General features: G+C 37.5%; 25 protein-coding genes and 1 other annotated feature. Of the genes, 5 read left to right on the top strand and 20 right to left on the bottom strand.

Annotated features, from left to right (window positions below):
• Nucleotides 1–59: 59 nt before the first annotated feature.
• The 9 genes from F6K15_RS11145 to F6K15_RS11105 form a co-directional block, all read right to left on the bottom strand.
• Nucleotides 60–290: a hypothetical protein gene (locus F6K15_RS11145; protein WP_293060718.1), complete on the bottom strand. Its 231-nt coding sequence runs from the start codon at nucleotides 288–290 to the stop codon at nucleotides 60–62.
• Nucleotides 283–384, bottom strand: a complete 102-nt coding sequence (locus tag F6K15_RS11140) for a helix-turn-helix domain-containing protein (protein WP_293060716.1) — start codon at nucleotides 382–384, stop codon at nucleotides 283–285. Before F6K15_RS11140 ends, F6K15_RS11145 begins: the two co-directional genes overlap by 8 nt.
• A gap of 143 nt (nucleotides 385–527) precedes the next feature.
• Nucleotides 528–4,523 carry a hydantoinase B/oxoprolinase family protein gene (locus F6K15_RS11135; RefSeq protein ID WP_293060714.1) on the bottom strand — a complete coding sequence of 1,332 codons (3,996 nt, stop codon included), beginning with the start codon at nucleotides 4,521–4,523 and terminating at the stop codon, nucleotides 528–530.
• Nucleotides 4,524–5,282: 759 nt separating this feature from the next.
• Nucleotides 5,283–5,774 carry a hypothetical protein gene (locus F6K15_RS11130; protein WP_293060712.1) on the bottom strand — a complete coding sequence of 164 codons (492 nt, stop codon included), beginning with the start codon at nucleotides 5,772–5,774 and terminating at the stop codon, nucleotides 5,283–5,285.
• A 1,288-nt stretch (nucleotides 5,775–7,062) separates the two neighbouring features.
• Complete coding sequence (locus tag F6K15_RS11125) at nucleotides 7,063–7,281, bottom strand: NAD(P)H-quinone oxidoreductase subunit O (RefSeq protein ID WP_287280102.1); 219 nt, start codon at nucleotides 7,279–7,281, stop codon at nucleotides 7,063–7,065.
• A gap of 170 nt (nucleotides 7,282–7,451) precedes the next feature.
• A complete protein-coding gene (locus tag F6K15_RS11120) occupies nucleotides 7,452–8,363 on the bottom strand; it encodes a DNA-formamidopyrimidine glycosylase (RefSeq protein ID WP_293060847.1) in 912 nt (303 codons plus the stop codon).
• Nucleotides 8,364–9,007: 644 nt separating this feature from the next.
• Nucleotides 9,008–9,238 carry a photosystem I reaction center subunit IV gene (locus F6K15_RS11115; RefSeq protein ID WP_287520930.1) on the bottom strand — a complete coding sequence of 77 codons (231 nt, stop codon included), beginning with the start codon at nucleotides 9,236–9,238 and terminating at the stop codon, nucleotides 9,008–9,010.
• A 91-nt stretch (nucleotides 9,239–9,329) separates the two neighbouring features.
• Nucleotides 9,330–9,950: a DUF6391 domain-containing protein gene (locus tag F6K15_RS11110; RefSeq protein WP_293060705.1), complete on the bottom strand. Its 621-nt coding sequence runs from the start codon at nucleotides 9,948–9,950 to the stop codon at nucleotides 9,330–9,332.
• A gap of 657 nt (nucleotides 9,951–10,607) precedes the next feature.
• On the bottom strand, nucleotides 10,608–11,342 hold the full coding sequence (locus tag F6K15_RS11105) for an MORN repeat-containing protein (protein WP_293060704.1): 735 nt from the start codon (nucleotides 11,340–11,342) through the stop codon (nucleotides 10,608–10,610).
• 327 nt (nucleotides 11,343–11,669) lie between these two features.
• Between F6K15_RS11105 and F6K15_RS11100 the strand changes: the two genes are divergently transcribed.
• On the top strand, nucleotides 11,670–11,840 hold the full coding sequence (locus F6K15_RS11100; protein ID WP_293060702.1) for a hypothetical protein: 171 nt from the start codon (nucleotides 11,670–11,672) through the stop codon (nucleotides 11,838–11,840).
• Nucleotides 11,841–12,046: 206 nt separating this feature from the next.
• On the opposite strand, the gene F6K15_RS11095 is transcribed toward F6K15_RS11100, so the two are convergent.
• A complete protein-coding gene (locus tag F6K15_RS11095) occupies nucleotides 12,047–13,231 on the bottom strand; it encodes a hypothetical protein (protein WP_293060700.1) in 1,185 nt (394 codons plus the stop codon).
• A 74-nt stretch (nucleotides 13,232–13,305) separates the two neighbouring features.
• Nucleotides 13,306–13,929 (bottom strand): hypothetical protein, encoded by a 624-nt coding sequence (locus F6K15_RS11090; RefSeq protein ID WP_293060698.1) that lies wholly within the window; start codon nucleotides 13,927–13,929, stop codon nucleotides 13,306–13,308.
• A gap of 1,925 nt (nucleotides 13,930–15,854) precedes the next feature.
• Here F6K15_RS11090 and F6K15_RS11085 point away from each other — a divergent pair.
• The 3 genes from F6K15_RS11085 (at nucleotide 15,855) to secG (ending at nucleotide 18,276) form a co-directional block, all read left to right on the top strand.
• Nucleotides 15,855–16,022 carry a hypothetical protein gene (locus F6K15_RS11085; RefSeq protein ID WP_293060696.1) on the top strand — a complete coding sequence of 56 codons (168 nt, stop codon included), beginning with the start codon at nucleotides 15,855–15,857 and terminating at the stop codon, nucleotides 16,020–16,022.
• A gap of 312 nt (nucleotides 16,023–16,334) precedes the next feature.
• On the top strand, nucleotides 16,335–17,933 hold the full coding sequence (gene gpmI / locus F6K15_RS11080) for a 2,3-bisphosphoglycerate-independent phosphoglycerate mutase (protein ID WP_293060694.1): 1,599 nt from the start codon (nucleotides 16,335–16,337) through the stop codon (nucleotides 17,931–17,933).
• Between the two features lie 109 nt (nucleotides 17,934–18,042).
• Entirely contained in the window at nucleotides 18,043–18,276 is a 234-nt protein-coding gene (gene secG, locus F6K15_RS11075; RefSeq protein WP_124147553.1) for a preprotein translocase subunit SecG, read from the top strand.
• Between the two features lie 351 nt (nucleotides 18,277–18,627).
• Here secG and F6K15_RS11070 read toward each other — a convergent pair whose 3' ends face one another.
• On the bottom strand, nucleotides 18,628–18,981 hold the full coding sequence (locus tag F6K15_RS11070; protein WP_375341056.1) for a zinc ribbon domain-containing protein: 354 nt from the start codon (nucleotides 18,979–18,981) through the stop codon (nucleotides 18,628–18,630).
• 310 nt (nucleotides 18,982–19,291) lie between these two features.
• Entirely contained in the window at nucleotides 19,292–20,113 is an 822-nt protein-coding gene (locus F6K15_RS11065; protein ID WP_293060692.1) for a tetratricopeptide repeat protein, read from the bottom strand.
• Between the two features lie 273 nt (nucleotides 20,114–20,386).
• Here F6K15_RS11065 and F6K15_RS11060 point away from each other — a divergent pair, with 273 nt between their 5' ends.
• Nucleotides 20,387–20,578 (top strand): hypothetical protein, encoded by a 192-nt coding sequence (locus F6K15_RS11060; RefSeq protein ID WP_293060690.1) that lies wholly within the window; start codon nucleotides 20,387–20,389, stop codon nucleotides 20,576–20,578.
• A gap of 624 nt (nucleotides 20,579–21,202) precedes the next feature.
• Here the strand turns inward: F6K15_RS11060 and F6K15_RS11050 are convergent.
• The 7 genes from F6K15_RS11050 to secE form a co-directional block, all read right to left on the bottom strand.
• Nucleotides 21,203–21,580 (bottom strand): zinc ribbon domain-containing protein, encoded by a 378-nt coding sequence (locus tag F6K15_RS11050; RefSeq protein ID WP_293060688.1) that lies wholly within the window; start codon nucleotides 21,578–21,580, stop codon nucleotides 21,203–21,205.
• 526 nt (nucleotides 21,581–22,106) lie between these two features.
• Nucleotides 22,107–22,511, bottom strand: a complete 405-nt coding sequence (rplL, locus tag F6K15_RS11045; RefSeq protein WP_293060686.1) for a 50S ribosomal protein L7/L12 — start codon at nucleotides 22,509–22,511, stop codon at nucleotides 22,107–22,109.
• Between the two features lie 144 nt (nucleotides 22,512–22,655).
• Nucleotides 22,656–23,228: a 50S ribosomal protein L10 gene (gene rplJ, locus F6K15_RS11040; RefSeq protein ID WP_293060684.1), complete on the bottom strand. Its 573-nt coding sequence runs from the start codon at nucleotides 23,226–23,228 to the stop codon at nucleotides 22,656–22,658.
• A 13-nt stretch (nucleotides 23,229–23,241) separates the two neighbouring features.
• Nucleotides 23,242–23,430, bottom strand: a sequence feature (ribosomal protein L10 leader region).
• Between the two features lie 222 nt (nucleotides 23,431–23,652).
• On the bottom strand, nucleotides 23,653–24,369 hold the full coding sequence (rplA, locus tag F6K15_RS11035) for a 50S ribosomal protein L1 (RefSeq protein WP_293060682.1): 717 nt from the start codon (nucleotides 24,367–24,369) through the stop codon (nucleotides 23,653–23,655).
• Nucleotides 24,370–24,485: 116 nt separating this feature from the next.
• Nucleotides 24,486–24,911: a 50S ribosomal protein L11 gene (gene rplK / locus F6K15_RS11030; RefSeq protein WP_293060681.1), complete on the bottom strand. Its 426-nt coding sequence runs from the start codon at nucleotides 24,909–24,911 to the stop codon at nucleotides 24,486–24,488.
• Nucleotides 24,911–25,588, bottom strand: a complete 678-nt coding sequence (gene nusG / locus F6K15_RS11025) for a transcription termination/antitermination protein NusG (RefSeq protein WP_293060679.1) — start codon at nucleotides 25,586–25,588, stop codon at nucleotides 24,911–24,913. Before nusG ends, rplK begins: the two co-directional genes overlap by 1 nt.
• Complete coding sequence (secE, locus tag F6K15_RS11020; protein WP_124146810.1) at nucleotides 25,585–25,809, bottom strand: preprotein translocase subunit SecE; 225 nt, start codon at nucleotides 25,807–25,809, stop codon at nucleotides 25,585–25,587. The genes nusG and secE overlap by 4 nt, the downstream gene beginning before the upstream one ends.
• Nucleotides 25,810–26,014: the final 205 nt, after the last annotated feature.

The raw sequence follows: 26,014 nt of genomic DNA, 5'->3' as shown, positions 1-26,014 counted from the left end.
ATCTTGGTCTTCCTCCACGTTTACCAGTTTTATCGGGTATTAGCCTTTCATGTCGGCTCTTAGCCGAAACGTTTCCAAGCTTTATCTAGTCTTTGTAAGTTAATTTGTTGAACTTCCGAATAGATTTCTTTGTAGTCAGGAAATAACTGTTTTGTCTGTTTAAGTGCTGATTGCTGAAAATAATAATCTGGTCTACTAGAAATTTCACCAATAGAACATGAAATTAATGAACAACGGTCAACTTGACATCTAGTTCTATTTAACCAGTCTAGTCTTTGACTATCACGCATAATTCCAATGTCTTCGCAACAGTTCTAGCCAATTATCAATTTTGACTGACTGTTCAGGAGTGGGCTTAATTTTGTAGCAATGAGTAATTATCATAATTTTATGCTACTCTTTAGTGCTGCATTTGAACAGCAATCGATACCCTTTTAATTTACTCTTGGCAATTCTCCTCCCTTTAAATTACAGATTATAACGGGTAAGGTGCGTTTAATGTCGCACAGCAAAAACTCACTTACTTTCTACTTTCCCACTCCCCCACCACCAGGAGTTTCAATCACAAACACATCACCCACATTCATCTCCACAGTGGCGGTACTCCCCAATTCTTCAATTTTCCCATCACTGCGTTGGACATAATTTCTTCCCACTAAACCATCACTTCCACCATTCAAACCAGGGGGAGAAATAACCCGATGACCTGATAATATCCCGGCAGTCATCTGTTCCAAAAAACGTATCTTCCGAATTACTCCATTGCCACCTTTATATAAACCTTCCCCTCCACTCCCGGAACGAATGGCAAAATTTTCTAATAATACTGGAAACCGCCATTCCAAAACTTCGGGGTCGGTTAACCGGGAGTTGGTCATGTGAGTATGTACTGCGTCGGTGCCATGAAAGTTAATACCTGCACCGGAACCTCCACAAATAGTTTCATAATATTGATATTTACTATTGCCAAAGGTGAAGTTATTCATTGTTCCTTGGGAGGATGCCATTATTCCTAGAGCATTGTATAAAGTATCGGCGATGGTTTGAGAAGTTTCGACATTTCCAGCGACAATAGCTGCTGGATATTTGGGGTCTAACATACTACCTTTGGGGATAATAATTTCTAATGGTTTGAGGCAACCTGCATTGAGGGGAATATCATCATCAACTAGGGTACGAAATACATATAAAACTGCTGCTTTACATACTGCGGTTGGTGCGTTGAAGTTTGTGGGAAGTTGGGGAGATGTTCCTGTAAAGTCTATTTTTGCACTGAGATTTTTTTGGTTGAGACTGACAGAGACTTGAATTTTATTGCCGTCATCGAAGGTGGATGTGGAATTTTGTTTGTTGAGTGATGAAGAGAGTTTTTTGATGGCTCGACGTACTGATGCTTCGGCGTTATTTTGAACGAATTTCATGTATGCTTGTACGGTTTCTAAGCCATATTTTTCTGTCATTTTCTGAAGTTCTTGTGTACCTTTTTCATTTGCTGCTATTTGTGCTTGGAGGTCGGCAATATTTTGACTGGTGTTTCTGGCAGGATATTTGCCGGAGGTGAGGATGTTTAATATTTCTGTTTCTTGCAATTTTCCGTTTTTGACGAGTTGGAAGTTATCGATTAATATTCCTTCTTCTTCTACTGTTTTACTATGGGGTGGCATGGAACCGGGGGTAATTCCTCCAATATCTGCATGATGACCGCGGGAGGCTACATAAAATATGGGAGTTTCTATTTTTTCTGTCTTTTCAGGGGGGGTTACGGAAATAGTTGTTTCATTTTCAGAAATAATATTTTCATTGGGAGAAAGGCTTACGGATTTTAATTTTTGAGTAATAGATTTATTCTCTTCCTGTTTTGCCATGACAGGGGAGTTTTTTATTTGGGAATGTGGAACTTCTTTGTTTTTTTGGGGAGGTGGAAATACGGGGGTAATAACTGTTATGTCTGGTAAATGAGTACCGCCGTTATAGGGATTATTTAAAACATAAACGTCTCCTGGTTTAAGGATATCTTTTTTGTCAGAAATTACGGCATTAACACTTTCGCTCATGGAGCCTAAATGTATGGGAATGTGAGGTGCATTAGCAACTAATTGACCGTCTTTGTCGAAGATGGCACAGGAAAAATCTAGTCTTTCTTTGATGTTTACTGAGGAGCCAGTTTTTTGTAATGTAATTCCCATTTGTTCGGCGATCGCTCGGAATAGGTTATTAAATATTTCTAGCATTACTGGGTCTGCTGATGTTGGGATTTTTGTTTGAGATTTTGTGGTTGGATCTATTTGATTTTCTTTGGTTTTGATTTTGGTTAATACGAGGTTATTTTTGAGGGTTAATTCTGCTTGCCATCCAGGTTCAATAATATTTGTTCCGGTTTTTTCTATGATTAAGGCGGGGCTATTAATTTTTGTTCCTGGTTGTAAGTTTTCTCGTAGATAAATAGGTGTATTTTGCCATTTTCCTGCAGTGTAAATTTTTGTTGTTGTAATTGGAGTTATGGCAGTTTTTTGAGTGGGAGATTTTTCTATTTCTTCTGGGGTTTCCATTTGTTGAATAAGTTCTAGGGAAACTGCTTCAACTATTAGGGATTTTTCTGCCATGATAAATCCATATCTTTGTTGATGAGCTGTTTCAAATTCGGATTTCATTATGGAGATATTTTCGGCAAAGTCTACGATTAATGTTGAGTCGCTGCCTTGATATTTAATGTGAATTTTCGATAAGGATATTTGATTTTGATTGGAGTTTATTTCTTGTTTAGCTTCAGTTTCTAGTGTGGATAAAATTTGTTTAATTTCTGGCAATAATTCTGGAATTAGTATTTTTTCAACTGCCTTTTTTTTCATAACTCGAATATCTGCCAATCCCATGCCATAAGCTGATAAAACTCCAGCATAAGGATGAATAAATATTTGTTTCATCCCCAAAGCATCAGCAATTAAACAAGCGTGTTGACCGCCAGCTCCGCCAAAACAACAAAGAGTATATTCTGAAACATCATAACCTTTTTCCAAAGAGATTTTTTTAATCGCATTTGCCATTTTTTCCACAGCTATAGCTAAATATCCACTAGCTACTTCTTCTGGTTTTTTACTATTACCTATTTCTGCTGTTAACTGAGTAAACTTTTCTCTAACAATCTCCAAATTTAAAGGTAAATTTCCATCTTTCCCAAAGACTTTCGGAAAAAATTCCGGCTGTATTTTTCCGACCATAACATTACAATCTGTGACTGTTAAAGGTCCGCCTTTTCCATAAGCAGCCGGACCAGGATTTGCTCCAGCAGATTCAGGTCCGACACGATAACGAGAACCATCAAAAAATAAAATTGATCCTCCACCAGCAGCCACAGTATGTATCGACATCATCGGAGTTTGTAGCCGTACCCCAGCAATTTCTGTTTCAAATTCTCGCTCGTATTCTATTGTTTTATTTTCTGCTCCAGCGTAATGAGCAACATCAGTAGAAGTACCGCCCATATCGAAACTAATTATCTTATGAAAACCAGCCATTTTACTTGTTTTAACTGCTCCAACAATTCCACCAGCAGGTCCAGATAAAATACTATCTTTACCTTGAAATTTTTGAGCATCTGTTAAACCGCCATTTGACTGCATAAACATTAATTTAACTGGCTGTCTTTCTGAAATATTGCGACTATTTAAAACACCTTTTCCAAAAGTTAAAGTTAAATCTTTTTTCTTCTCTTCTCCTCCTCCTGCTTCACCACCTATTTCCTTTCTTTCAAAACTAGGTTCTGAGGAATTTTGGAGAGAAGATATATTCTCTGTTTCTAAATTTTCAAAGCAGTTCAAAGAATTACTGACTTGATTGACATATCTTAGTAAAATTGGTGATAAATAAGCATCAACTACAGTAGTATCTCCCCGACTAACTAATTTCATTAAAGGGCTAACTTCGTGAGATACAGATATTTGAGTAAATCCTATTTCTTGAGCAATTTCTTTAATTTTTTGTTCGTGCTTCGGGTAGCGATAACCGTGCATTAAAACAATGGCACAACTTCTAATTCCTGCTGCATAAACTTCTTGAAGTTGAATACTTAACTCCGTTGTTTGAAGTGGAATAATTTCTTCACCCTTCGCTGTATAACGTTCCTTAACTTCAATAACTTTCTCATACAACATTTCCGGCAAAATAATTTCTCTAGCAAAAATATTTGGTCGGTTTTGATAACCAACTTTTAAAGCATCTTTAAAACCCTTCGTAATAACTAAAACTGTGCGGTCGCCCTTCCTTTCTAATAAAGCATTTGTAGCCACAGTAGTACCCATTTTAATCACTTCTATTTCTTCAGAAGAAATAGGTTGATGTTGAGGAATTCCTAATATTTCACGAATTCCTTGTACTGGAGCATCTTGGTAGCGATCGGGATTTTCTGATAATAATTTATGAATAATAATTTGACCGTCTGGAGCTTTAGCAACTATGTCAGTAAATGTACCTCCACGGTCTATCCAAAATTGCCAAGAGTTGTTAGTCATAGATGTGTTAGTCATATTAATTTAGAATTTAATAAATTTGAGTGGTTTATAACAGGATATTCAGAGTTATACCTATACTTATATAAGTGAGGTAGACTTGATTTTCTTTTCTGTTCGTTAAAACTGCAAATCTTATATCTAATTCAAGAGATAAAAGCTATAATTGCAAAATTTTAACAGTTTGATCGTGTTTTCCACTCACCAAAAAAATTTATCTGAGCTAAACATATCAAGAAGGCAGTCTACATTTTCTCATAGTAGTTTATGAATCATCATTTTACCGAAAAATTGTAGTATAAAGCCTCCTCTTTTAAGGGGATAAAAGCAGTCGTAGCGGAGCTTCCCGTAGGGTGGGATGGCGCAATTCGGAGCGACTCTGATAAGAGCGGGTTTCCTCGCCATATCCAATCGACCAAGAGAAGAAAAAATTTCATGATTAGTCAATCCTATCCGTTTTAAAGGAGAGGTAATTCTAAATTCTAAATTCTAAATTCTAAATTCTAAATTCTAAATTCTTGAACATCTGACTTCTGACTTCATTAAGTGTCACCTAACCCCCAATACCTACCACCTAAAACCTAGTAATCAATAGTAGTAATAGTTATGGCTTTACTGATTATCATAAATAATCTCATTCAAATATTTATACTTACTAATTCATACCAAATATGATTCATATAAAGATATCTATAATTTTCCCTATTCGGTCATAAATACAGCGCGCGTAAAATTTTTCCATCCCATCGCTATAACATTACTTCTATCAATTTATTATTATTCTTCTTCATGTACCTTCCCTTCAGAAATTACCGTTGTTTCTATCTCCATTTTCAAATTTCTATGATTACCTATTTCTCGTATCCATCTCAAAAGCGTATTTGCTAACCTCGCTGCTACTACAGTTCCTTCAAAATTAAAATCAGGATTTTGTAAACCCTTTCCCAACATTTCCTTACCTATATCTGTAATAAAAACTAATACTGCTCTATTTTTTACCTCAATTCTAATTGCTCCTGATTTTTCTAACTCCTCATATACTCCTTGATATTTACCTATTTTTTTACCGTATTTTTTCCTTTTAACTCTGGTAGTTAATTCACTTTTTTTTACCCCTATTGCCGTTTCTCCTTCTCCCCCTAAATCCCATAAAGTAAGTAGCAAACGAGTTTTATTTACATCCTCAACACTTTCTTTTCCAAAACTTTCTTGAGCAGACTCTAAATTAATATTTGTTTCTGCTTCTAAATTCTGATTTTCTGTTGACATTTCCAGATTTCCTTATATTTATGAAATCACCAATAAACGCCATTGGGTAGACTCCTATTCTAGTTTCTTAAACCCACCCACGACCAATTAAATGATTGAGCAATTTTAAGTTAATATTGAGCTATCAGAAAATACTCTAATAGCTTCTTTTTTATGAACAATCAGAAATGCTTTTAGATAGACAAAGCTAAATATTCAGCATTTTTTTGTCATCTCTATACTTTGACGCATTTTCTGTTCACAATTAATCAATGCAGAATGTTCTGCATCTGTCAAGTTTACCTCTAATACTTTTATTACTACCTGATATTATGTCCGGTTGAATACTTATAAATAGCGACTAAGTAGTCAGAAGTCAAAATCAAATAGTCATGAGTCAGAAATGAATGAGGAGAAGAAAGTTTTTTATCACTAATTAAACAAACATGACATTACTTCCTAACAAACAGGGAACTGCTGGTGGAAAAAGTATAGTAAAAGTTATACATAAATATAGTCATATATAGTCAAACAATGTCAAATGTCTTCGTGAACTTGTACTAACCAGCTACTAAATATTTGACAAAATTTAATAACTCTCGATCTTATGTTTAATGGCCTAATCAAGTAGGCTGAAAATTTAAGGCTAAATCACCATCAAAGAATCTTACGTAGGTTTGTATCGTACTGCTAGCAAAGGATTCATCAATGAGGTGCGTGAATACCTCTGTGAATATAATCAAAAAAGTAGTCCCAAATGTCTTTGACCATGGGATAGATAAGCCAGTGCGTTGGGCGGGTTCCCCGACAGTCACGCAACTGGCGTGGTGTTGTAGTGCCTCCTCCGGAGGATCTGCGCTAACACCCAGCCAGGGTAACACCTGCAAAATAAGGATATGTCATATTTGACTATTATATTTTTATGAACTATAGGTATTCAAATTCCACTCAAATTAAAGACCATCAAAACTTTTTCGCTATTTGACATCCTCTCCCGTTAAATCAAAGATCATAACGGGAGATTCCCAAACCTCACGATTTAGGTTTACTGCTTGAGTGGTATATCTAGGTTGTCTCCAATCCCCGACAGTACGGCAACGAGCGTCAATTTGTTGAACCACGGTCTGCAAGGGCCGCAGTGAAACCTCATTATAACATAATTCTATCTGAGAGTGGTGTTAAGTTAGACTCTTGCACTCTTAAGGTAAGTATCTATTTTTATTTTGCTCGTGATTCATCTCCCGGTAAATCGGAGATTATACCGGGAGTCCTCAAAGCTGCATTTTTGATAGACTTGTTGGGATTATTCCTACTTGAATTCTTCTAACTGATCTAATCGTAACCAAATATTTGGAGTCGGTACTTTGCCGAATTTGACAAAAGCGTAATCTCCTTTTGTATCAACAACTTCTCCCTTACTATCAAATATATAGGGAGGAAACCTTGTGTCACTAGCTTTGGCCTCTAAGCTATTTTCAAGTTTTTCTCGCACAACACGAACTACACTACCTTTTTTAATGTTTGCCATATATGATTTCCATCTTTTGCATTTTCTGTTGAAATTCTAATACGGAATGAGATTGAATGACTCGACTTTGAGCCTAACACTGTAGAATACAAGCTCCTAAATTTATAGGGGACTGCCAAAATTTGGTTTTATCGCAAGAAGATTAAGTAGGAGCAGACAAATCTAAGCTTCTATGAGAGTTGTTGGCATTGAGGACAAAAATGAGTAGACCGACCCGCTAGTTTAATTTTCTCTAAGGAAGTATCACAAATTCTACATGGTTGACCAGCACGATTATAAACCCAAGCTACACCACCATAATTCCCATTAACTCCCTTAACATTTAGAAAGTTGCTGAATGTTGTACCACCTGCATCTATAGAGTTTTGTAATACTTTGAGTATAGCTAGATGAAGTTGTTCTATTTGAGTTTCCGTCAAATCTTTGCACAGAGTTGTTGGTCTAATACCACTGAGAAATAGCGCTTCATCAGCATAAATATTACCTAACCCTGCAATAGTTGTCTGGTCTAAAAGAGCTGTTTTAATTGCTCTATGTCTTTTGTCAAGTTTGTGGGTAAGATATTCTAGGCAAAATTCAGGGGAAAATGGTTCAGGACCCAGTTTTTTCAGACCAGTAATAATTTGAGATATTTCTGTTGCGGGAGGTACTATCCACATCTGGCCAAAAGTGCGTTGGTCTACAAATCTTAATTCATGGGTAGGATAACCTTCACTTCCTGAAGAGCGAGCGCCAAAAAATATTCTCACTCGCGTGTGTTTATGTAGACTTTCTTCTGGTTTTACCCATAACAGTTGGCCTGTCATTCGTAGATGCACTCCTAGCCAACCATCTTGGTTTTCTTTGATTTGCGTAAGCTTTGGAGTTTTTCTATCCCACTTGTAGAGCTGGGCAAGTAAATATTTACCTCGTCTATGCCACCCCGCGATCGCTTTTTCCTGCAAACCACCCAAAAAATCACCTACAGAAATTGGGTGGGCAACTGTGCGTTCTAACAACACTTCCCCACCCACTATTTTTTTGTTGAGAGTCAGTTGATTGAGACCTCGTTTTACTATTTCTACTTCTGGCAGTTCTGGCACAGTGCTAACTATAATTTTCACAGTATTAATTATTATATAGAAACTGTAGAAATTTTTTCTAGTTAACCATCGATCCGAGCCAGTTTTGGCCTATTTTTGTTTATTTAATTAGAATTGTTCAACTGAGTTGACATCTCCAGGGGTTGAAACACCCTGGATTCTGCGGTTAACCCACCGCAAATGGGACGGGGCGTTTAAAGTGCGGAAGTAAATTCCGCACGCAGCCCCTCATAAATCCACATTTGCTTTCCAGCCTGAAGGGCAGACTTCTAGGCTTCTCGGCATAGACTATTGTCTAGCTGTTAGCTTACTTTTTTTAATAGCTTTCACGAGTGGTTTTACTCAATATGTTGGAGCAATCTTCTCGCTGCTCTAGCTGCCTGCTTGCTTTTCGGTGCCGAATGCGGAGCTAACAGCCGTCGTAGGAAATCAATTCCCCGTCTCCTGTCCACCGGAATTTCACCGCACTAGCTAGAGATCATGGCGACAAACCTTGTTCCTTATTCCTCTATTATAGCAGAACTTCACTCCGCTTTATTACCCGCGTGTCGTTATTCAACCAGCCCTGAAAACGGGCGCTGCGTACTTCCTCCCGAAGCTTTTTAGGTTTTGCTATAGCTCTGGGTGAAAAGAATAGTTTGAGGCTAATTCTTTTTACCTTTAGGAGCTTCTACCTCTACTACTTCTGAGGTACCAAAGTTATTAGTGTTAACGCCAGCTGCACTACCACTAAAACCTGCATAATTTACTTTGTCAAAGCGAACAATAACAGGATACTTGATGCCACTTTTGTCAACGGAAGCAACTGTACCAATTTCGTTATACCAGTAGGATTCTTTGCGTAAAATCCGAACTTTAGAACCACGTTGAACCATGAATTTTTTTTTCCTTAAAATTTAATAATGGTAAAATCGTCCTCTCATACTATATCTTTTCAGTCTGAGATTTTTTTAAGTTTTGTTGCAATTAATTGAGCCAGGATACTTGAACAAAATGAGCTGGACGACCCCATAAATCTTGAGTTACAGAAATATTTACCACTCTTAAATTGAAAGGAATAGCGGTTGTTAAATATTTTTGGGCTAAATTACCTAGCTCTGGTGCTACTTGGAACGCTGCTGTAGCTGCAATACCAAAACCTAAGAGTTGCTCGATTGGTTTTCTAGGCATAAGTGCATTTATACCTAGAGTCAATCCTAGAGTGAGGGTCATTGCCACTGATAAATTTGTGCCACATCTAGGATGTACTGCCAAGTTCCATTCTCCAGAAGTAATTCGCTGTAATGCTACTTCTACTGCCTGCTCTAATTGAGATGGATTTACTGAACCATAAAGGTAAAATCCTTGTGGTGTGGACATTCCTCCAATTGATTCGTCATAAGATGTTGAATTTCCTGAGTTTGCTAATTCACTCAGCACCCAAACTGTAGCGTGTTCCATAGCATGAACTTGTCTAATTGTCAAGATTTCTTTTAGCCCAGGAATAAATTCTAGTTGTTGGAGAACATCACTATCTTGTGTAGGTTGGGGGGCAAAATTAAAGGGAAACTGTTGGTTTCCAGAGGAAGTAGAGGTGCTTGCTGTCATGTTTTTTTAATTTGTTTGCTTTGGGCAATTAAATATTTCGAGATTTTATTCTTTTTAAGATTTATATACCAATTTTGACTACTCCCCGGAGGTCAGTCACGGGGATTCTAAGTTGATACTACGCAACACCGATAAATCCATGTTGCTTCGTTTTTTCTTAGCTGAAATACACTCTCTGGGGACAATTTCCGCGGTGCCCCTACACAGTCGGCTTAAGTCTAAACTTAGCTTTCTGCTTACTTTTGTGATGATATTTGCAGCGACCTTACAGTCTGCATTAACACACCAATTATTACCTGTTCTATACAAACCACGCTTGATTCTTTTTCCTAATGGTTTCCAATCATCGGCCCGTAGGGTCGGTGCTTCCTTGCTCGGAACCTGGGTCCGAGCACCAGCACCGAGTTTCTCATCATAATTAGGTAGATTGTCACCATCTAAAAACGTAGGGGCGAATGGCCATTCGCCCCTACAAGTATAACTTTCCTCAGTTTCTATGAATATAATCCCATACTCTTCACATAATTGAGCTATTCTTTCTTTCAGTCTAGCTGTAGGAATTGGTACAAACTCAGAATTACTTTTTTTCCTAATTTGATTTCATTTTTCTGACCTTTATTCCAACCAAATACAATATAATCTATGTAGTCATATCTACTACTGTGTTTCTTCTTGCCTTTGACCATTACGAAATACTCCAGGAAATTGTTTTCCTTCAGCATCTATAATAATCCCAACACCATGAGGTATTCCTCCTCTTAACTCTCCTTCATAACGAATTCCATTAGGATATGCACAACTTCCTTTGCCATCTAGTTCTGAATTATAAAAATCTCCTTGACACCGTATGCCATCAGCACGAGTAAACACTCCTGGGCCAAAAGGAACACCAGCAAAGAAATCTCCCTCATAGCGATCGCCACTAGCGTAAATAAATTGACCTTGACCAGTAGGCTGACTACTAATCACACTACTAGAGAGATTCTCCACCAAGTTAAAATCTCCCACAAAGCGATCGCCATTGGCGAAAATAATTGTACCTGACCTAATCTGTCCATTTTGGAATACTCCTGTAACTCTAGAATCATCAGAGAATATAAAAGTACCCTGTCCATTAGGCAGACCATTCCGAAACTGTCCTTCGTAGCGATTACGATTAGCATAGACATATACACCACTTCCTTCTGGTCTTCCATTGACAAAATCTCCAGCAAAATTATCTCCATTGGGATAATTGCATTTCACTCTACCAGTAGGAGGATTTCCTTCACAAAAAGGTGCTTCTGTTTGTTCTTGTGCCATTAAGGACTGAGGATGCCACATCAAAATTGTGTATCCCAGGCAAGAAGCTGTTAATATTGCTATTTTTAGTTGTTTTATTGATAGCATCATGGCCGATATCAAGCCTATTTATTAATTTAAAGAGTTTCTATTGTTTCTTGATTCCATTATTATATAGAGTTCCACAGAACTGTGGAATATAGATCATTACTAATCAGCAACGCCATATATTCAGTCACGAAATGCTGTTTTTTTAGTTGAATAAAAAATCATTCCTATGGGCAAGTACCACCCATTAATTACATACTATCATAATTTTTGTGGCGATGCAACGGGAAATCCCTTGCTGTTTTTTGGAGCTTTACAAGATGATAATTTTTCTTTGGTTTGTGAATAATAGCGTTGGCGGAGCAAGTGCGATAGCTACATCGCTTCTGCATGAGTATATATGGATGTGTTGATGGGGTGAAACATTTTTCGGTGTCGCCACTTCTTTATCAGAGTGCTACACAGCATGATAACTTTTCTCTACTTTTATATATTCAGTGGCGAAATGCTGTTCTTTGGTTGAATAAAAAGTCATACTTAGGGGCGAGTACCGAACAATAATTACATACTATCATAATTTTTGTGGCAATGCAACGGGAAATTCCTTGCCGTTTTTTTGGAGCTTCACATAATGCAGATTAATCATCTGTGTATCCGTGGCCAAATCCTTGTCTAGCAACAACTGCATTGGAAATTATGAAGTCTGTTGGTAGGGAAAGAGCCAAATAAGTAGATCGAGTATAAAAATTAGGATAATTTATTTTTTCTTACTCCTCAGTTGTTGGCTGACTTCCTACCTCTTTTTGAATTTCGACACCACTTTGCTCAAACACAACAACTGGGTCAGCTCCTGTCTTAAAGTCCACTCGCTTTACCAATACCTTACCATTAGCTAGTCGTTGTCCAATTTTTACATATCTACTTGTAGGTTCTGTAGGAACCTTGACAATGATTTGCTTTTGATGGCCAACTTGTACAACTCCACTAACTTCTATACCGTCGGCGATAGTAGTGTCTGGTGGCGGTGGTGGTGGTGGCGGTGGCGGTGGTGGTGGTGGTGGTGGTGGTGGAAAACCTGGCCCTCGCCACTGAGGTGGTGGGGTTGAGCCTATTGGTAATTCTGGTAAACCTGGTACTTGTTGAGTAGATGAACTGGGCAACTCTGGGGGTTTTGGTGGAGGTGGTGGCTCTTGAGATTGTGATTGTTGTGTAGTACCTGGAGGATGAGCGGCAACTGTGGTGTTACTATTTTTCCCTGACTGAGTATTGTTTCCTGATGCTGCTTGTTTGTTTGTATTTTGTGGTGGCCTACTGTTGGCCGTTTGCCTTGATGGAGTTATTGTTTCTCTTGATGGAGAGGGAGATTGAGCTGAACTTGAATTTTGTCTGTTTGTAGCAGATGGCTGTTGTGAATTTTTTTGTTGAGCAACTTGCTTTGAGTCTGTCCCTTGGTTTGTTCTGGTTACAGTTAACTCTGGTTCCCTCCAAGAGGAAGGGGATTTAGTTTCTGGTAGAGTAGGAATATTTGGTACTTGTTGACTATCTAATTCAGGAAGTTGGGTAGATACAGAATCTCCTGTTTGATTCGATCTGCGAGTTGGTACTGGAATAGTTGGTAAATTTGAGAAGGGGTCTCTGGTCTCTGGAATGCTGGAAATAGAAGTAGGTGTTTGAGTTTTAACTTCTTGTTGGAGGGATTTTGTTCTTTCATTCGGATCTGTAGACCTAATTAAGTCTTTTGCCGTATCTGACTTTTGGGGAACATCTGGAGATGGGAAAGGTTCGTCAACAGCAAGTGGAGAAGGAGCTTCAGGAGGGTCTATGGGAGTAGGAGAAGATTCTGGGGTATTGGCAGTAGAACTGTTTCCTCTATTCAAAAATGGTAGAGATTCACATCCACTTATCCACAAAGATAATAACCCAGCTCCTAATATTAGTAAAAATTTACGCATTGCTTGTTCCGAAAAGCCTAATATTGTCAAGGGTAGCAAAAATTTAGCAAAATCATACTACGTTTGGGATAAAGTTAACAACCATGTTCTACAAATGAATTTGTATTTTGTTCAAATGGTGAAGTATTAGGTAATGGTCTTCTTCGTCTTTGTTGAGCAACAATTAGATTATCATCACTAGGCACTATCCTTCTAGCGTTTTGTCGCCAAGTAGTGGGGGCTGTAGTTTCAGGAAGGGTAGGTAGACCAGGTAGTTGTTGGCCTTGTATTTCTGGCAATTGGGCTACGGAAGATTCTTCAGGTGCTAATTCTGGTACTGGTATTTCAGGAACAACAGAAAATGGGTCTCTACCTCTGGGAACAGATATTGTTTCAGAAGGTTGAATTGTAGTATCATCTAGCTCATTTCCTAAGTTTTGCTGTAAAACTTTTTCTCTTTCCTCTGGGTCGGTAGATTGGATCAAGTTAGCAACTGTATTGGACTTTTCTGGAATTTCTGCTGATGGAATAGTCGATTCTGATTGTGAATCAGGAGATGGAGAATCTGGAACTTGAGCTAGAATTTGGTTAGAAAAACTGGCAGAATCTGATAATGCCATTAGTTGCATATCTTCATCATTAAATGCTACAGATTCACCTCTAAGTATCCAGGTAGCTAATATTCCTATGCTGACGAAATATAAGAATTTTTTGTTCATTTGAAATTTTGTTTATGTTGATAAATTTTACAATAGTTTAAGATTAACAATACCATAACTGGTACTCCAAATACCACATTTTTATGTTTTTAGATAGAATTTCAATAACTATAGCAATCTTATTTAGATTGTAATATTCTGGTGGCAGTTAGGAGAGCCATAGGATTGGCGAGGTACATAATTTTAAAGGTTTTCAGTTAAAATTAACTATTATAAAAATTTTCACAACCAATTTAGGATTGCTATATAACGTAATACTAAATTGAAATTAAGCTGCATAGAATAATATTTCAAGCAGAATTGACCGTAGGTAAGCGTAGATAAAGATAGATCGATTTAATGAATTTCATCATTCTATGCAACCTCATATAAAACTGGTATAAAGCTAATATTAATTGTGAACTAGAAAATAAAAAATAAGCTAGAAATATCAAAACCATTTATGTCTGGGATCACCAAAATGAATCCAACTTTAGAATATATTTATAATCATCTAAAAGAAACAAAAAGAATGATTGGTATTTAAGTATTTAGCCATCAGCTAGCCTCCTATGGTCGGAACTGCGGACTTCAGCTATTTATGAGAGTAGGAGGTCAAAGCAATTGAAAAATTGAGAGAGAATTAAAAGTTACTGCCAAGGTACGCTCCTTCAACCTGAGAAGGAATTATTCATTATTTGCACTCAGTGCTGACTGCTAAGAGCTGAATGCGAGCGCATTCCGCAGGAAATGCTTACATTGGTATTACTTACGAACAGATCATAAAATTCATATAAAATCCCCAAAGAATAGAATCATAAAAAATAAAGAGGCGAATGTGAAAACAGAAATAAAGATTAATTCAAAGAGGTGGAGGAAGGAAAAAGACTTTAACCAAGGAAGAATAAATCATTTTAACGTGATTTTATGTACATCATATATAGCAATCTTATTTGAGTTGTGGGATCTTGTAGATTTTAGGTAAAAGGGAACAGGGAAAGAGAAAAACCAAAACAATAAAATTATCACAAATGATTTAGGATTGCTATACCAATTTTTCAAACATTAGGAATTAACTTGGGTATAAGTTAATAAGCGTGCTAATAAGATTTTTCATTCTGAAGATTAATTAAAATATTTTGAATTGCTAGAGAAAGATTCAGATTAAAAGATAATAATTATCACAAAGTAATCCTAAGAATATGTGGTTTAGTCAGACTAATAATTGGCTCATTTATAGTAAGCATTACGCAGAAAATGCTTACCATTTATATGGATATAAGTTCTGAAAAATTGAGATAAAAAATAAGAAGGAAAAGTACAATAAACATTTATATTAGTAACACGAAGTATCTCTGATACTCATAAAACCGTACAAGTTAACTATCTTAATAAGTGGCGTTGGCGGAGCAAGTGTGGCAGCTACATCGCTCCACTAAAGATAGTTATGATAGGCTTTGAATATTTTTGGAGATGTCTAATGGTTTGTAGTGAGTTATATTTTTCTCTTTTTTCTCTATTGCCTTCTGAAGTTATACCATTTCTCAAAAGTAATGCTACCCTTGGAAGGAGTTTATTAATTGATAATTACCTCGGGTTTTAACCGTTACGGAATTGAATATAAGGAAATATTATTTCTTTTCTCTTGGTCCATGGTCGGCCAGCGAGGAGACCCGCTCTGATCAGAGCCGTTCCGAAGATCGCCATCCCTCGACCGCTTTTTTCCCTTAAAAGGGGAGGCTTCAAGGCGCGAATTATTTAATTATTAATTATTAATTATTTGGTAAAAATAACTGGAAAAATTACAGAGGTTAGTTAACAATAAAATTACGTCAATAAATAGTATATAGAAAATCCAAGTATTGCCAAGTTTTTGATAATTGGTATTATTTCCTTTTATTCCGCCTTTCTTATCAAATTTATGCTGATATAAAGCTAATTAAATTTTGTATATTTATACCATTAATGAAGTTAAATTAAGAAATGATTTGAATGATGTAGTATCTTTAGCTAAAGCTTTCATTGAATCCTTACAATTTATCAGTTATCGGGTAAAAGCTATTAGTAAATGGTTCGTAAATGATTCAAGGTTTAAATTGTGGTTCCCAATTTAGACAAAGAAAATAATATCTGGGGAAACAAGAAACAGAGACTCTAAAATCTCAAATCTCAATAGGCATTATTTGATATCCGGTTCAATTTTTCCTATCAATTGGAGTTGGAAATAGTTAACTGATGAGCGATCGCTCAATAGTGGGGGTCAATTACGAATCTGTTAAAAATATTAACTGTTAACTTGATAACTGGTAATACTGGTCTACTCACATAGTTTAAGTAGATATTAATTTAGATAAAAATCTACTTAATTATAGTATGTTGAATTTAGTCATTATAGAACCGAGATTAGGTATAAAAGGTAAAAAATCATGGGAACAGTTTCTATATCTCCGGTTGTACTAATTATTCTAGATGGTTGGGGTTATCGAGAAGAAAAAGAAGGAAATGCCATTGCTATTGGTGAAACACCTCTAATTGATAGCCTTTGGCAAGCATATCCTAGAACTTTGATGCAAGCTTCTGGCAAAGCAGTAGGTTTGCCAGAAGGTCAAATGGGTAACTCGGAGGTCGGTCACTTAAATATTGGTGCGGGGAGAATTGTACCCCAGGAGTTGGTAAGAATATCTGATGCCGTAGAAGATGGCTCAATTGGTCAAAATCAAGATATTGAAAAATGTTGTCAAGATGTTAGTGAGCGTAATTCCAAACTACATTTAGTGGGTTTATGTTCCCCAGGAGGAGTTCATTCTCATGTAAACCACTTGTTAGGTTTACTGGATATGGCCAAAGCAAAAGGAATTTCAGATGTTTGTATTCATGCTATTACTGATGGACGTGATACAAACCCAAAATCAGGAGTTCAGGTACTCAAACAAATAGAATATCACATTAATCAAAGTGGTGTAGGACGAATTGCAACTATTAGCGGTCGCTACTATGCAATGGACCGGGATAAACGATGGGATAGAATTCAAAAAGCTTATGAAGTGATGACCAAAGACGGTTATGGAGTTGGTTGCTCTGCTTCTGATTTACTACAACAGTCTTATACTGAGGGTATAACAGATGAATTTGTTATCCCAGTTAGAGTATCCCCTGGAGCGATAGAACCTGGAGATGGAGTAATATTCTTTAATTTTCGTCCTGATCGTGCTCGTCAATTGACTCAAGCTTTTGTAGATCCAGATTTTAATGGGTTTGAGCGCCAGCAAATTCAACCATTGACATTTTTAACTTTTACTCAATATGATCCTAGTTTACCCGTCTTAGTGGCTTTTAAGCCTCAAAACTTAAATAATATTCTCGGACAAGTAATTTCTCAGCATGGTCTCCGTCAACTCCGCACTGCTGAAACTGAAAAATATGCTCATGTAACTTACTTTTTCAATGGAGGTTTAGAACAACCATTTGAGGGAGAAGACCGAGAATTGATTCAAAGTCCAATGGTAGCTCATTATGATGAAGCGCCAGAAATGTCAGCAGCAGAAGTTACAGAAGTAGCGATCGCTGCTGTGGAAAAACAAATCTATTCTCTAATTGTGATGAATTATGCTAACCCTGACATGGTAGGTCATACTGGGGTTATGGATGCAGCGGTGAATGCAGTTAAAACAGTTGACCATTGTTTAGGAAAACTTTTAGATAGTATTAGTAAGGCAGGCGGCACAGCAATAATCATTGCTGACCATGGTAATGCTGAATATATGTGGGACGAAGAAGGAAGTCCTTGGACAGCTCACACGACAAACCCAGTGCCATTTATACTAATAGAAGGAGAAGGACGAAAAATTCCCGGTCATGGCACTGAAGTTCCTTTGCGACAAGATGGGTGTTTAGCAGATGTAGCACCAACTATTTTGGAAATTTTACAGTTGCCCCAACCTCCTGAGATGACTGGAAGGTCAATTATTGAAAATGCCGGATATGATATTCAACAAAATCGTACTCCTGTACGAGTAGGTTTGTAGTAAGTCAGTAAGGCAGGAGGCAGTTCAACAATTAATAATTAATAATTAATAATTACCTCTCCTTCCCAATATCAGTGAAATTCTTGGATTTTTTAACGAATTAAAAACTATGAATGTTGTTCAACTTGCGGAAATTATCTGGATTATATCGGCTATAGGTATTGTTGTATTTGTATTGTTACACAGCCCCAAAGGTGATGGAATTGGTGGTATTGGTGGACAAGCTCAATTGTTTACTAGCACCAAAAGTGCAGAGATAACTTTGAATAGGATTACTTGGACTTTTTCTGTGCTTTTTATGGGTTTAACCATACTTCTTAGTGCAGGGTGGTTACCACAGTAATAATTTAGAATTCTGAAGTTAAATTCTGAAGTTAAATTCTGAAGTTAAATTCTGGATGTAACGAAATTTTAAGGTTTGAGAATGTCCTAACTACCCTGGCGACTACTATACGTTCCCAGACATTTGTCTGGGAAATTAGTGATCCTCCTACACTATTGCCTATTTTCTATGGCCTACATAATATTGCCAGATAATTAAGTTTTGACATCCTCCCGACGCTGACCTGTACCTGCAGCGCGGGATTCCCATCTATTCAAACAGACACTCGCTGAAAGAACTCAGGGCGGGTAGACGACTCATTACCATCAACTACCTTTTTACGGGTAGATTTACGTTGGCTCCTCGTCTTGTTTAATGTCTCGGAGTGCTCCCCGCGACTATAGCCTCCTGCGGAGGAGCTACGCTAACAAAAAGTGATAGCTGAATTGGATTCTCAAGTTCAACAGTTTCTTCAACCTTGTTTTTGGGTTGAGGTGCTGTTTCTACAACTGTTTCTACAGAAGTATTGAGAATATTGATAGCAGCATTAATATCTCTATCATGTTTGGCACCACAATTTAAGCAAGTCCATTGACGGACATTTAACTCTTTCTTACCTCCTTTAAATCCACAACAACTACATTTTTGCGATGTAGGCTCCCATCTATCAATGACCCTAAATTCTCTGCCGTATTTTTCACATTGTGCTAATGATTGATTCCACACATACCGACAACAACCAAAAAGTTGATTTAATTTAGTGATTTGGATCTGCTGCCGGGTAGATGCGATATTTATATCTAGCTTTCAAGAACTTTGACCTTTTTTTTGACACTAAAGCTTAACAGCGGAGTGTCTTTTATGTTATTATTATACCACAAAAGTGCGTTAGCATTAATCCCGACACCAAATCAAAGATTATGGTGCGGGTATAAAAGCTAACGTTCTGATCAAAAAGTTTTTATTTGTAGTAGGACTTTAGCACAGGAAATATCTATCTTTATTGCTCAAGCCCTACTACGATATCTAATTATAATTATTCTATTTTGATAAATTTCTCCAAACTATTAACTAATGTAGGAGGCCAACGACGAACGTTAGCTACCCAATCAAGGTCTTGATAACGGGGATCTAATCCTACAGCAGCTACCCAGTTACTTTCTGCTTCTCCTTTTTTGCCTTGTTCCCAAAGACAAGCAGTTAATGCTGCCCGCATATCAGCAAAGTTAGGATATTTACGAACCAGACTTTTTATAGTTTTTACTGCTTCTTGAGTTTGTCCAATTTGGTAAAGAGCTAGAGAATAATTGGCACGAGCAAAGGCATATTCAGGAGCTAATTCAGAGGCTTTTTTGTAATCTTCAGTCGCTTTTTCCCATTCTCCTAGTCCCGCTTCAGCATTGCCGCGGTTATTGTAGGCTATTGGATCTTCGGGGTCTAATTCTATAACTTGATTATAATCAGCGATCGCTTCTGACCATTTGTTGAGTCTTTCATAAGCAATACCACGATTTAGATAAGGGTCGGGAGCATTAGGAAAAATTTCTATTGCTTTTTGATAATCAGATATTGCCTCTTCTATTTTATTTTGGCTAAGTCTGATATTACCCCTATTGCTCCAAATTGCTGGATTATCAGGATATTGTTCTAAGATTTGAGTCCATAATTGTTCGGCGTTGGCAAAATCACCATTATTACTGGCACTTAAGGCTCGATCAAATAGATTGTTTAATTCTTCTAATTGAGTAGGAGTTATATTTTGTGGTTGAGTGGCTGCCATTAAATTTGATGGGTTACTCAAGGAAAATACAGATAATAAAAGAATTGTTATGAAAAGTTTCGGAATTAAGTGCAGCATATTAATTTTATTTTTACCATGTTTGATCATACTGTATATCTTTTAGGTAAGATCATGTCTGATGGAGTTGAGGAGAATATTAGATTTAGAGAGAGTGTATATTCAAGGTGGAATTAACTCATCAATTATCTCAACTTGAAAGAATTTTATTTATTAGTAGTTAAAGTATTAATCATAAAATAACTCATAGTAACTTTTGACTGAATATTCTATGTAACTAATTGTAACTAGAGGAAGTTATCTCTTAAAAATTTGCTATTGCAATATTTTAAGATGAAACAGTCCACTACTGTTTTTCTATCCATTCTAATTAAATCAAAATTTAAAAGTCAAAAGTTATATAAGAAGACTCCTAAAACTTTTTTTAATAGCTTTTTCTCTGGGCGATCGCTCCATGTTTTTTGTATTACTTATGTAGTGCAAAGTGGATATTCTTGCCAGAAAGATGTCGAGTGGCTGTTGTGATAGTGCAATGTTCTACTGTTGCGTATATCAAAATAGTAATGAATAGATTTTTTATTTCTGATTTATAATAAATAGAGTGATTTTTGTTGACTGACTGCTCAGAGTAGTTTGATGGGAGCGCAAGTAACTCCAAGTTCAGAATTCATAGAGGTTTGAGTTTACTATTGCGTATGTCACAATAGTAATGAATAGATTTTTTATTTCTGATTTATAATTTTTAATAAGGGGCGGGTTTACTCAGTCGTGGGTGACACCATTAACTTAACGCGGAACCCGCCCCTATCCGCAGAACCCGCCCCTACCCGATGCACCATTTTAGGCGTGTCAGTCCACTACTTTAAATTGCGCTTTTTCTTTAAATGATTTTTTGTCAATACTGCATAAAACGGGTAAAACTTGCCTTTGATAGATGGTTTAAGGCAGACAAAAATGGAACTAGATTAGGAAAACCAAGGTTTAATGGAATTGGACGTTATCGAAGCTTTTGTTATCCTCAAATCAANACGAATTGCGGAAACTCGTGCGCGGACGTGGAGGGAAGCGTTAGACTACCGCCAAGGAAGCAGCACCCTGTGAAACGTCAACCCGCCGAGGAGCTATGGCTTAGTAGGAATCCCCGCGCCTTTAGGCTTGGGAGGATGCCAAAATGACGTGACATACTCCCACACTAACCTGACGGTATAGTGTAAGCTCTCTCGTTTCACAGTCCCGGTATTCCGTCGGACAAGCGCGTGCTTTAAGAACGGGATGCCCCACCGCCCTGTGTTTTACATTCCTGGCTGCATCTTGATCGCGACACATCACAATGCCACAATGGGGACAGGAATGAATTCTCTCTGATAATTTTTTCTGAACTCTTTGTCCACAATTTGAGCAATCTTGACTTGTACCATTAGGATTCACAGCTATTGTTTTCTGTCCAGCATTTGCCTCTTTCAGAGGAGCTGCGCTAACGGCTTTGACAGCAAGAATAGACAGGAATTGACCCCCAAATCGCATCATTGATTGATTTACTCAACGGCAAATTTCCCAGGTTATCAAACATAATAACACAAGTTTTTTTCAAGACCAAAACTTGGGGATAATATTTGTAAATTAATGGGACATCTCCTCCCATTAATTTACCGCCAATTCATCTCACACCAAATCGAAGATTATGGTGTGAGGCTTCTCGACGATTTAGCTAATTACAACTGATAACTGAAATGACCCGAGGTCCTAACTATAGTGACAATTTTATAAACCCAAAAGAAAAAGACAAACCTAAAAAAACTTTTCCCTATTTATCCTTTCTTCAAGTCTAGCAAAGTTAAAAATAAAACAGCCTGCATCTAACTACAGACTGTTAAAACTTTCCTCAAAATCTTCTCTCAATTTCAGAGATAAATTTATCTAATTTTTTGCTTCATTAGTGATAGTTATAACAAGCAAAATATATAAACCAAGCATGACAAAATTATTCAACTCAGAACTAAGTAAGATTTTATCTTTTGCTATCTACATTTATATATTTTGCCATAACCTATAACTATTTAACTGTCACCTTAGCTCCTGCTTCTTCTAATTGCTTCTTAATATCTTCAGCAGCTTCCTTAGGAATACCTTCTTTAATTGGCTTAGGTGCAGATTCTACCAACTCTTTTGCTTCTTTCAGACCCAAACCTGTCAGGGCACGAACAACTTTAAGAATAGCAATTTTCTTATCTGAAGGAAACTCTTCAAGAATTGCATCAAATTCTGTCTGCTCTTCAGCTTCTTCTGCGGGAGCAGCAGGTCCTCCAACACCAGGCATACCCATAGGCATCATCATGCCACCAGCAGGAGCAGCAGCACTAACACCAAAAGCTTCCTCTATTTGTGAAACTAATTCAGATGCTTCGAGCAAAGAAAGAGACTTAAGTTGTTCTAGAATTTCGTCGGTTTTTGCAGACATTAGTAATCTCCTATTTTTTGTGAGTTTGCAGTTATTTTTTTGCTAGAACTTTGACTTTGTTATTACCTTTAATATAGTTAAATTACTGGAATTATTCTCATAATAAAACTGATAGGATATTGTCAAAAATTCATCTTGTTTGTCTTAGGCACCATCGCCTTGTTGTTCTTTTTCTGAGATTGCTTTAATAGCTCTGTTTACAGAAGCTGGAACCTCATTAATACCAGTGGCAAGCTGAGTAGGTACAGCATTGAGACCAACAGCCAACTTAGTAGCTATACTGTTGAGAGCACCAGCCACTTTAGCAAGTAACTCTTCCTTGGAAGGTAGATCGGCGATCGCTTTAACCTGGTCTTGGTCCAGCAGTCGCCCTTCCATGACACCACCCTTAAATTCTGTCTTTTTGGTGGCTTTTTGGAATTCTTGGTACGCTTTGATAGCACCGCCAATATCATCTTTCAGGAATAGGAAAGCATTAGACCCAGCCAACAACTGTTCCATAGGTTGCCAGTTGGCATCTTCTTTAACTGCTATTCCTATCAGAGTATTTTTAGCTACAGTGCAAGAGCTACCAGTAGGCAGTAGTCGTCTACGCAGGTCTGTAATTTCTGCCACGGATAGTCCGTGATAATCAATTACAAGTGCAAGCTGACTTTCACTCAAATTTTGCTTGATGTCTGCCAACATCTCTTGTTTTTGTTCTTTCGTTTTGCCCATATTTATCAGCTCCTTGACAAACCAAAAACCCTGGCGGACTATACTATCTGCCAGGGCAAAGAATTATGAATCCAAAACAAATAATTTAGTAGAGATTTTTACAAAAATCCCTTATATTTGTTTTTGAATAATTAATTCTTGAACCTCGGCAGGAAATTAAGCTATTAGCACCTGCTGTCTTCAGCTCTTTGATTTTGATTATTTTAGCTTGAATTTTATTTAATTAGCTATCAGCTTTTAGCAGCTTTTGCTTTTGGTAAAAATAGCCTGTTTCCAATCTACCGATAGCCCTGGGAGGAGTTAAAATCTACTTTCCCTTCTGGAATGCTCCGCAAACAAAGCCATCTCAAAAAAATCTGCTGAAAGCTGTTTGCGCAACATTCTGCAGGAAACGCTGACCGCTGACTGCTTCTTTAATTTTAGACTAAGCTTCTGCTTCTAATTTTAGATCCCGCAGGGCGCTAACTTCAATTTGAATTGATGGTCCCATTGTTGCTGATACAAATATACTACGCCAATAGCGACCTTTTGCGCCAGAAGGACGGTTGCGGTCAATACAATCTTGTAAAGCCTTTAAATTGATCAGTAAATCTTCTGCAGAAAAAGAAGCTTTACCAAACATAACATGAACTATACCTGTCCTGTCAGCTCTAAATTCTAACTTACCTGCCTTAAATTCGTCAATAGCTTGTGCCAGATCGACAGTTACAGTACCGCCTTTAGGGGATGGCATCAAACCTCTCGGTCCTAGTAAACGTCCTAGTTTAGCTACTTGAGGCATCACATCAGGTGTAGCGATTAACGTATCAAAATCCATCATCCCTTTGCTAATTTCTTCAATTAGCTCCTCTGAGCCAGCTAAGTCCGCTCCTGCGGCCAGAGCTTCGTTAACTTTTTCACCTTTGGCAATGACTGCAATTCGGATTGTTTGACCAGTTCCTTTAGGTAAGGCTACTGTAGTTCGTAGCTGTTGATCTGTATACTTAGGATCGATCCCTAAGCGAATATGAGCTTCTGCTGCTTCTGAAAATTTTGCTGTAGCTGTTTCTTTTAAAAGTTGAAGCGCCTCTTGAGGTTCATAAGGTCGCTCTTCTACTTTTTTTCTTAATTCTTGTAATCTACGAGAGACTTTTTTTGGCATTTTATTCTCCTGGGGTATTTAACGAAGCTCTGCTTCTCCCCCTAAATATCAATTTACTTTTGCTTCTCTTTCTACTTGAGAATGCAGATATTTTGGGACTGGATTAATTAATCAAATCAATCCGCAATAGTAATACCCATATTTCTAGCTGTGCCTGCTACAATTTTCATCGCAGCTTCAATGTCATTGGCATTGAGGTCCGGCATTTTTGTTTGGGCTATTTCTTGCAATTGAGCTTGTGTAATTGAGCCTACCTTTGTACGATTTGGTTCACTTGAACCACGTTCTACACCTGCTGCTTTTTTAATTAAGACTGCAGCAGGAGGAGTTTTCAGAACAAAAGTAAAACTACGGTCTTCATAAACCGAGATTTCTACTGGAACTACTGTACCAGCTTGGTCTGCAGTTTTGGCGTTATACTCTTTACAAAACGCCATAATATTCACACCATGCTGACCTAAAGCAGGACCTATAGGCGGAGAAGGGTTAGCCTTTCCCGCCGTAATAGCCAACTTGATCAGCGCCACGACTTTTTTTGCCATTATTTATGCTTTTCTACCTGATTAAACTCTAGTTCTACTGGCGTATCTCGTCCAAAAATGGATAATAGCGCTTTCAATTTACTTCTTTCTGGACTTACCTCAATTACATCACCCTCAAAGTCTTTGAATGGCCCTGAGAGTACTGTAATATGATCTCCTTCTGCCACTGTTACTTTGAGCATTGGCTCTTGCTCTTGAGCTCGTTTAAAGACCCTTTCTACTTCTGAAGGACTTAGTGGTAAAGGTTTAACATGACCACGACCCCTTCCGTAGCGACGCTTTTGTTCAGCCCCTACAAAGTTAATCACATGTGGGGTACTTTTGACAACCTGCCATGCTTCGTCATCAATTGTCCATTTTTTTTGTTCCTCTATCCAATTTAGCCTCATTTGTACCAATACATAGCCAGGAAAAACTTTTTCATCACTATGTTGGCGACTGCCATCTTTACGAAGCTTAATTGCGGGTGTATGAGGTATTTCTATTTTAAATATTTTATCTGCAACATCAAGAGTTTGAATACGCTGGGTTAAATTAGCCTTAACTCGTTTTTCGCAACCAGAGGCAACTTGTACTGCATACCACCGTAATTCTCCTTTTTTGAAAAACTCTCTGGAGTTTTCTTCTTCTTGGTTTGATTGCGTTGTATCTTGTGTTTCTTCTGGATATAATGTCATCCAAACACCACCCCAGCTGCCCAACTAAAGAACTCATCTACTAGATAAATGATTGTTGCCGAGAGAATAACCATTAACAATACAGCAACAGACTCACTGATGAGCTGCTCTCTACTTGGCCATACTACTTTATCTAGTTCTTCTTTTGTTTCTTTGAAAAAAGCTAGAAGCTGGAAACTTTCCTTGTTTTCTTGTACTCTAACTTCCTCTTTTTTGGCCACTATAAATTATCTCCCTAAGTTGTGACGTTCTCCCTAGTTAAGCTAGCGCTATAACGAGGGCTTCCCTCCCTCACGGAAAAGGGCTTCCTGCTTTGCTGACGCAACGCTGCGCGAACAAAAGTTCAGCTTCCTCTTCACCTGCGCAGGCTGCAACGATGAGACCCACCGCCGTTTTGTACTGTCCAGTTCTGTACTCACCTAGCTA

The sequence above is a fragment of the Okeania sp. SIO2B3 genome (assembly GCF_010672525.1).
GTDB lineage: Bacteria > Cyanobacteriota > Cyanobacteriia > Cyanobacteriales > Microcoleaceae > Okeania.
The sequence above is the reverse complement of the archived record's forward strand: the minus strand, read 5'-3'. Positions and strand labels throughout refer to the sequence as shown.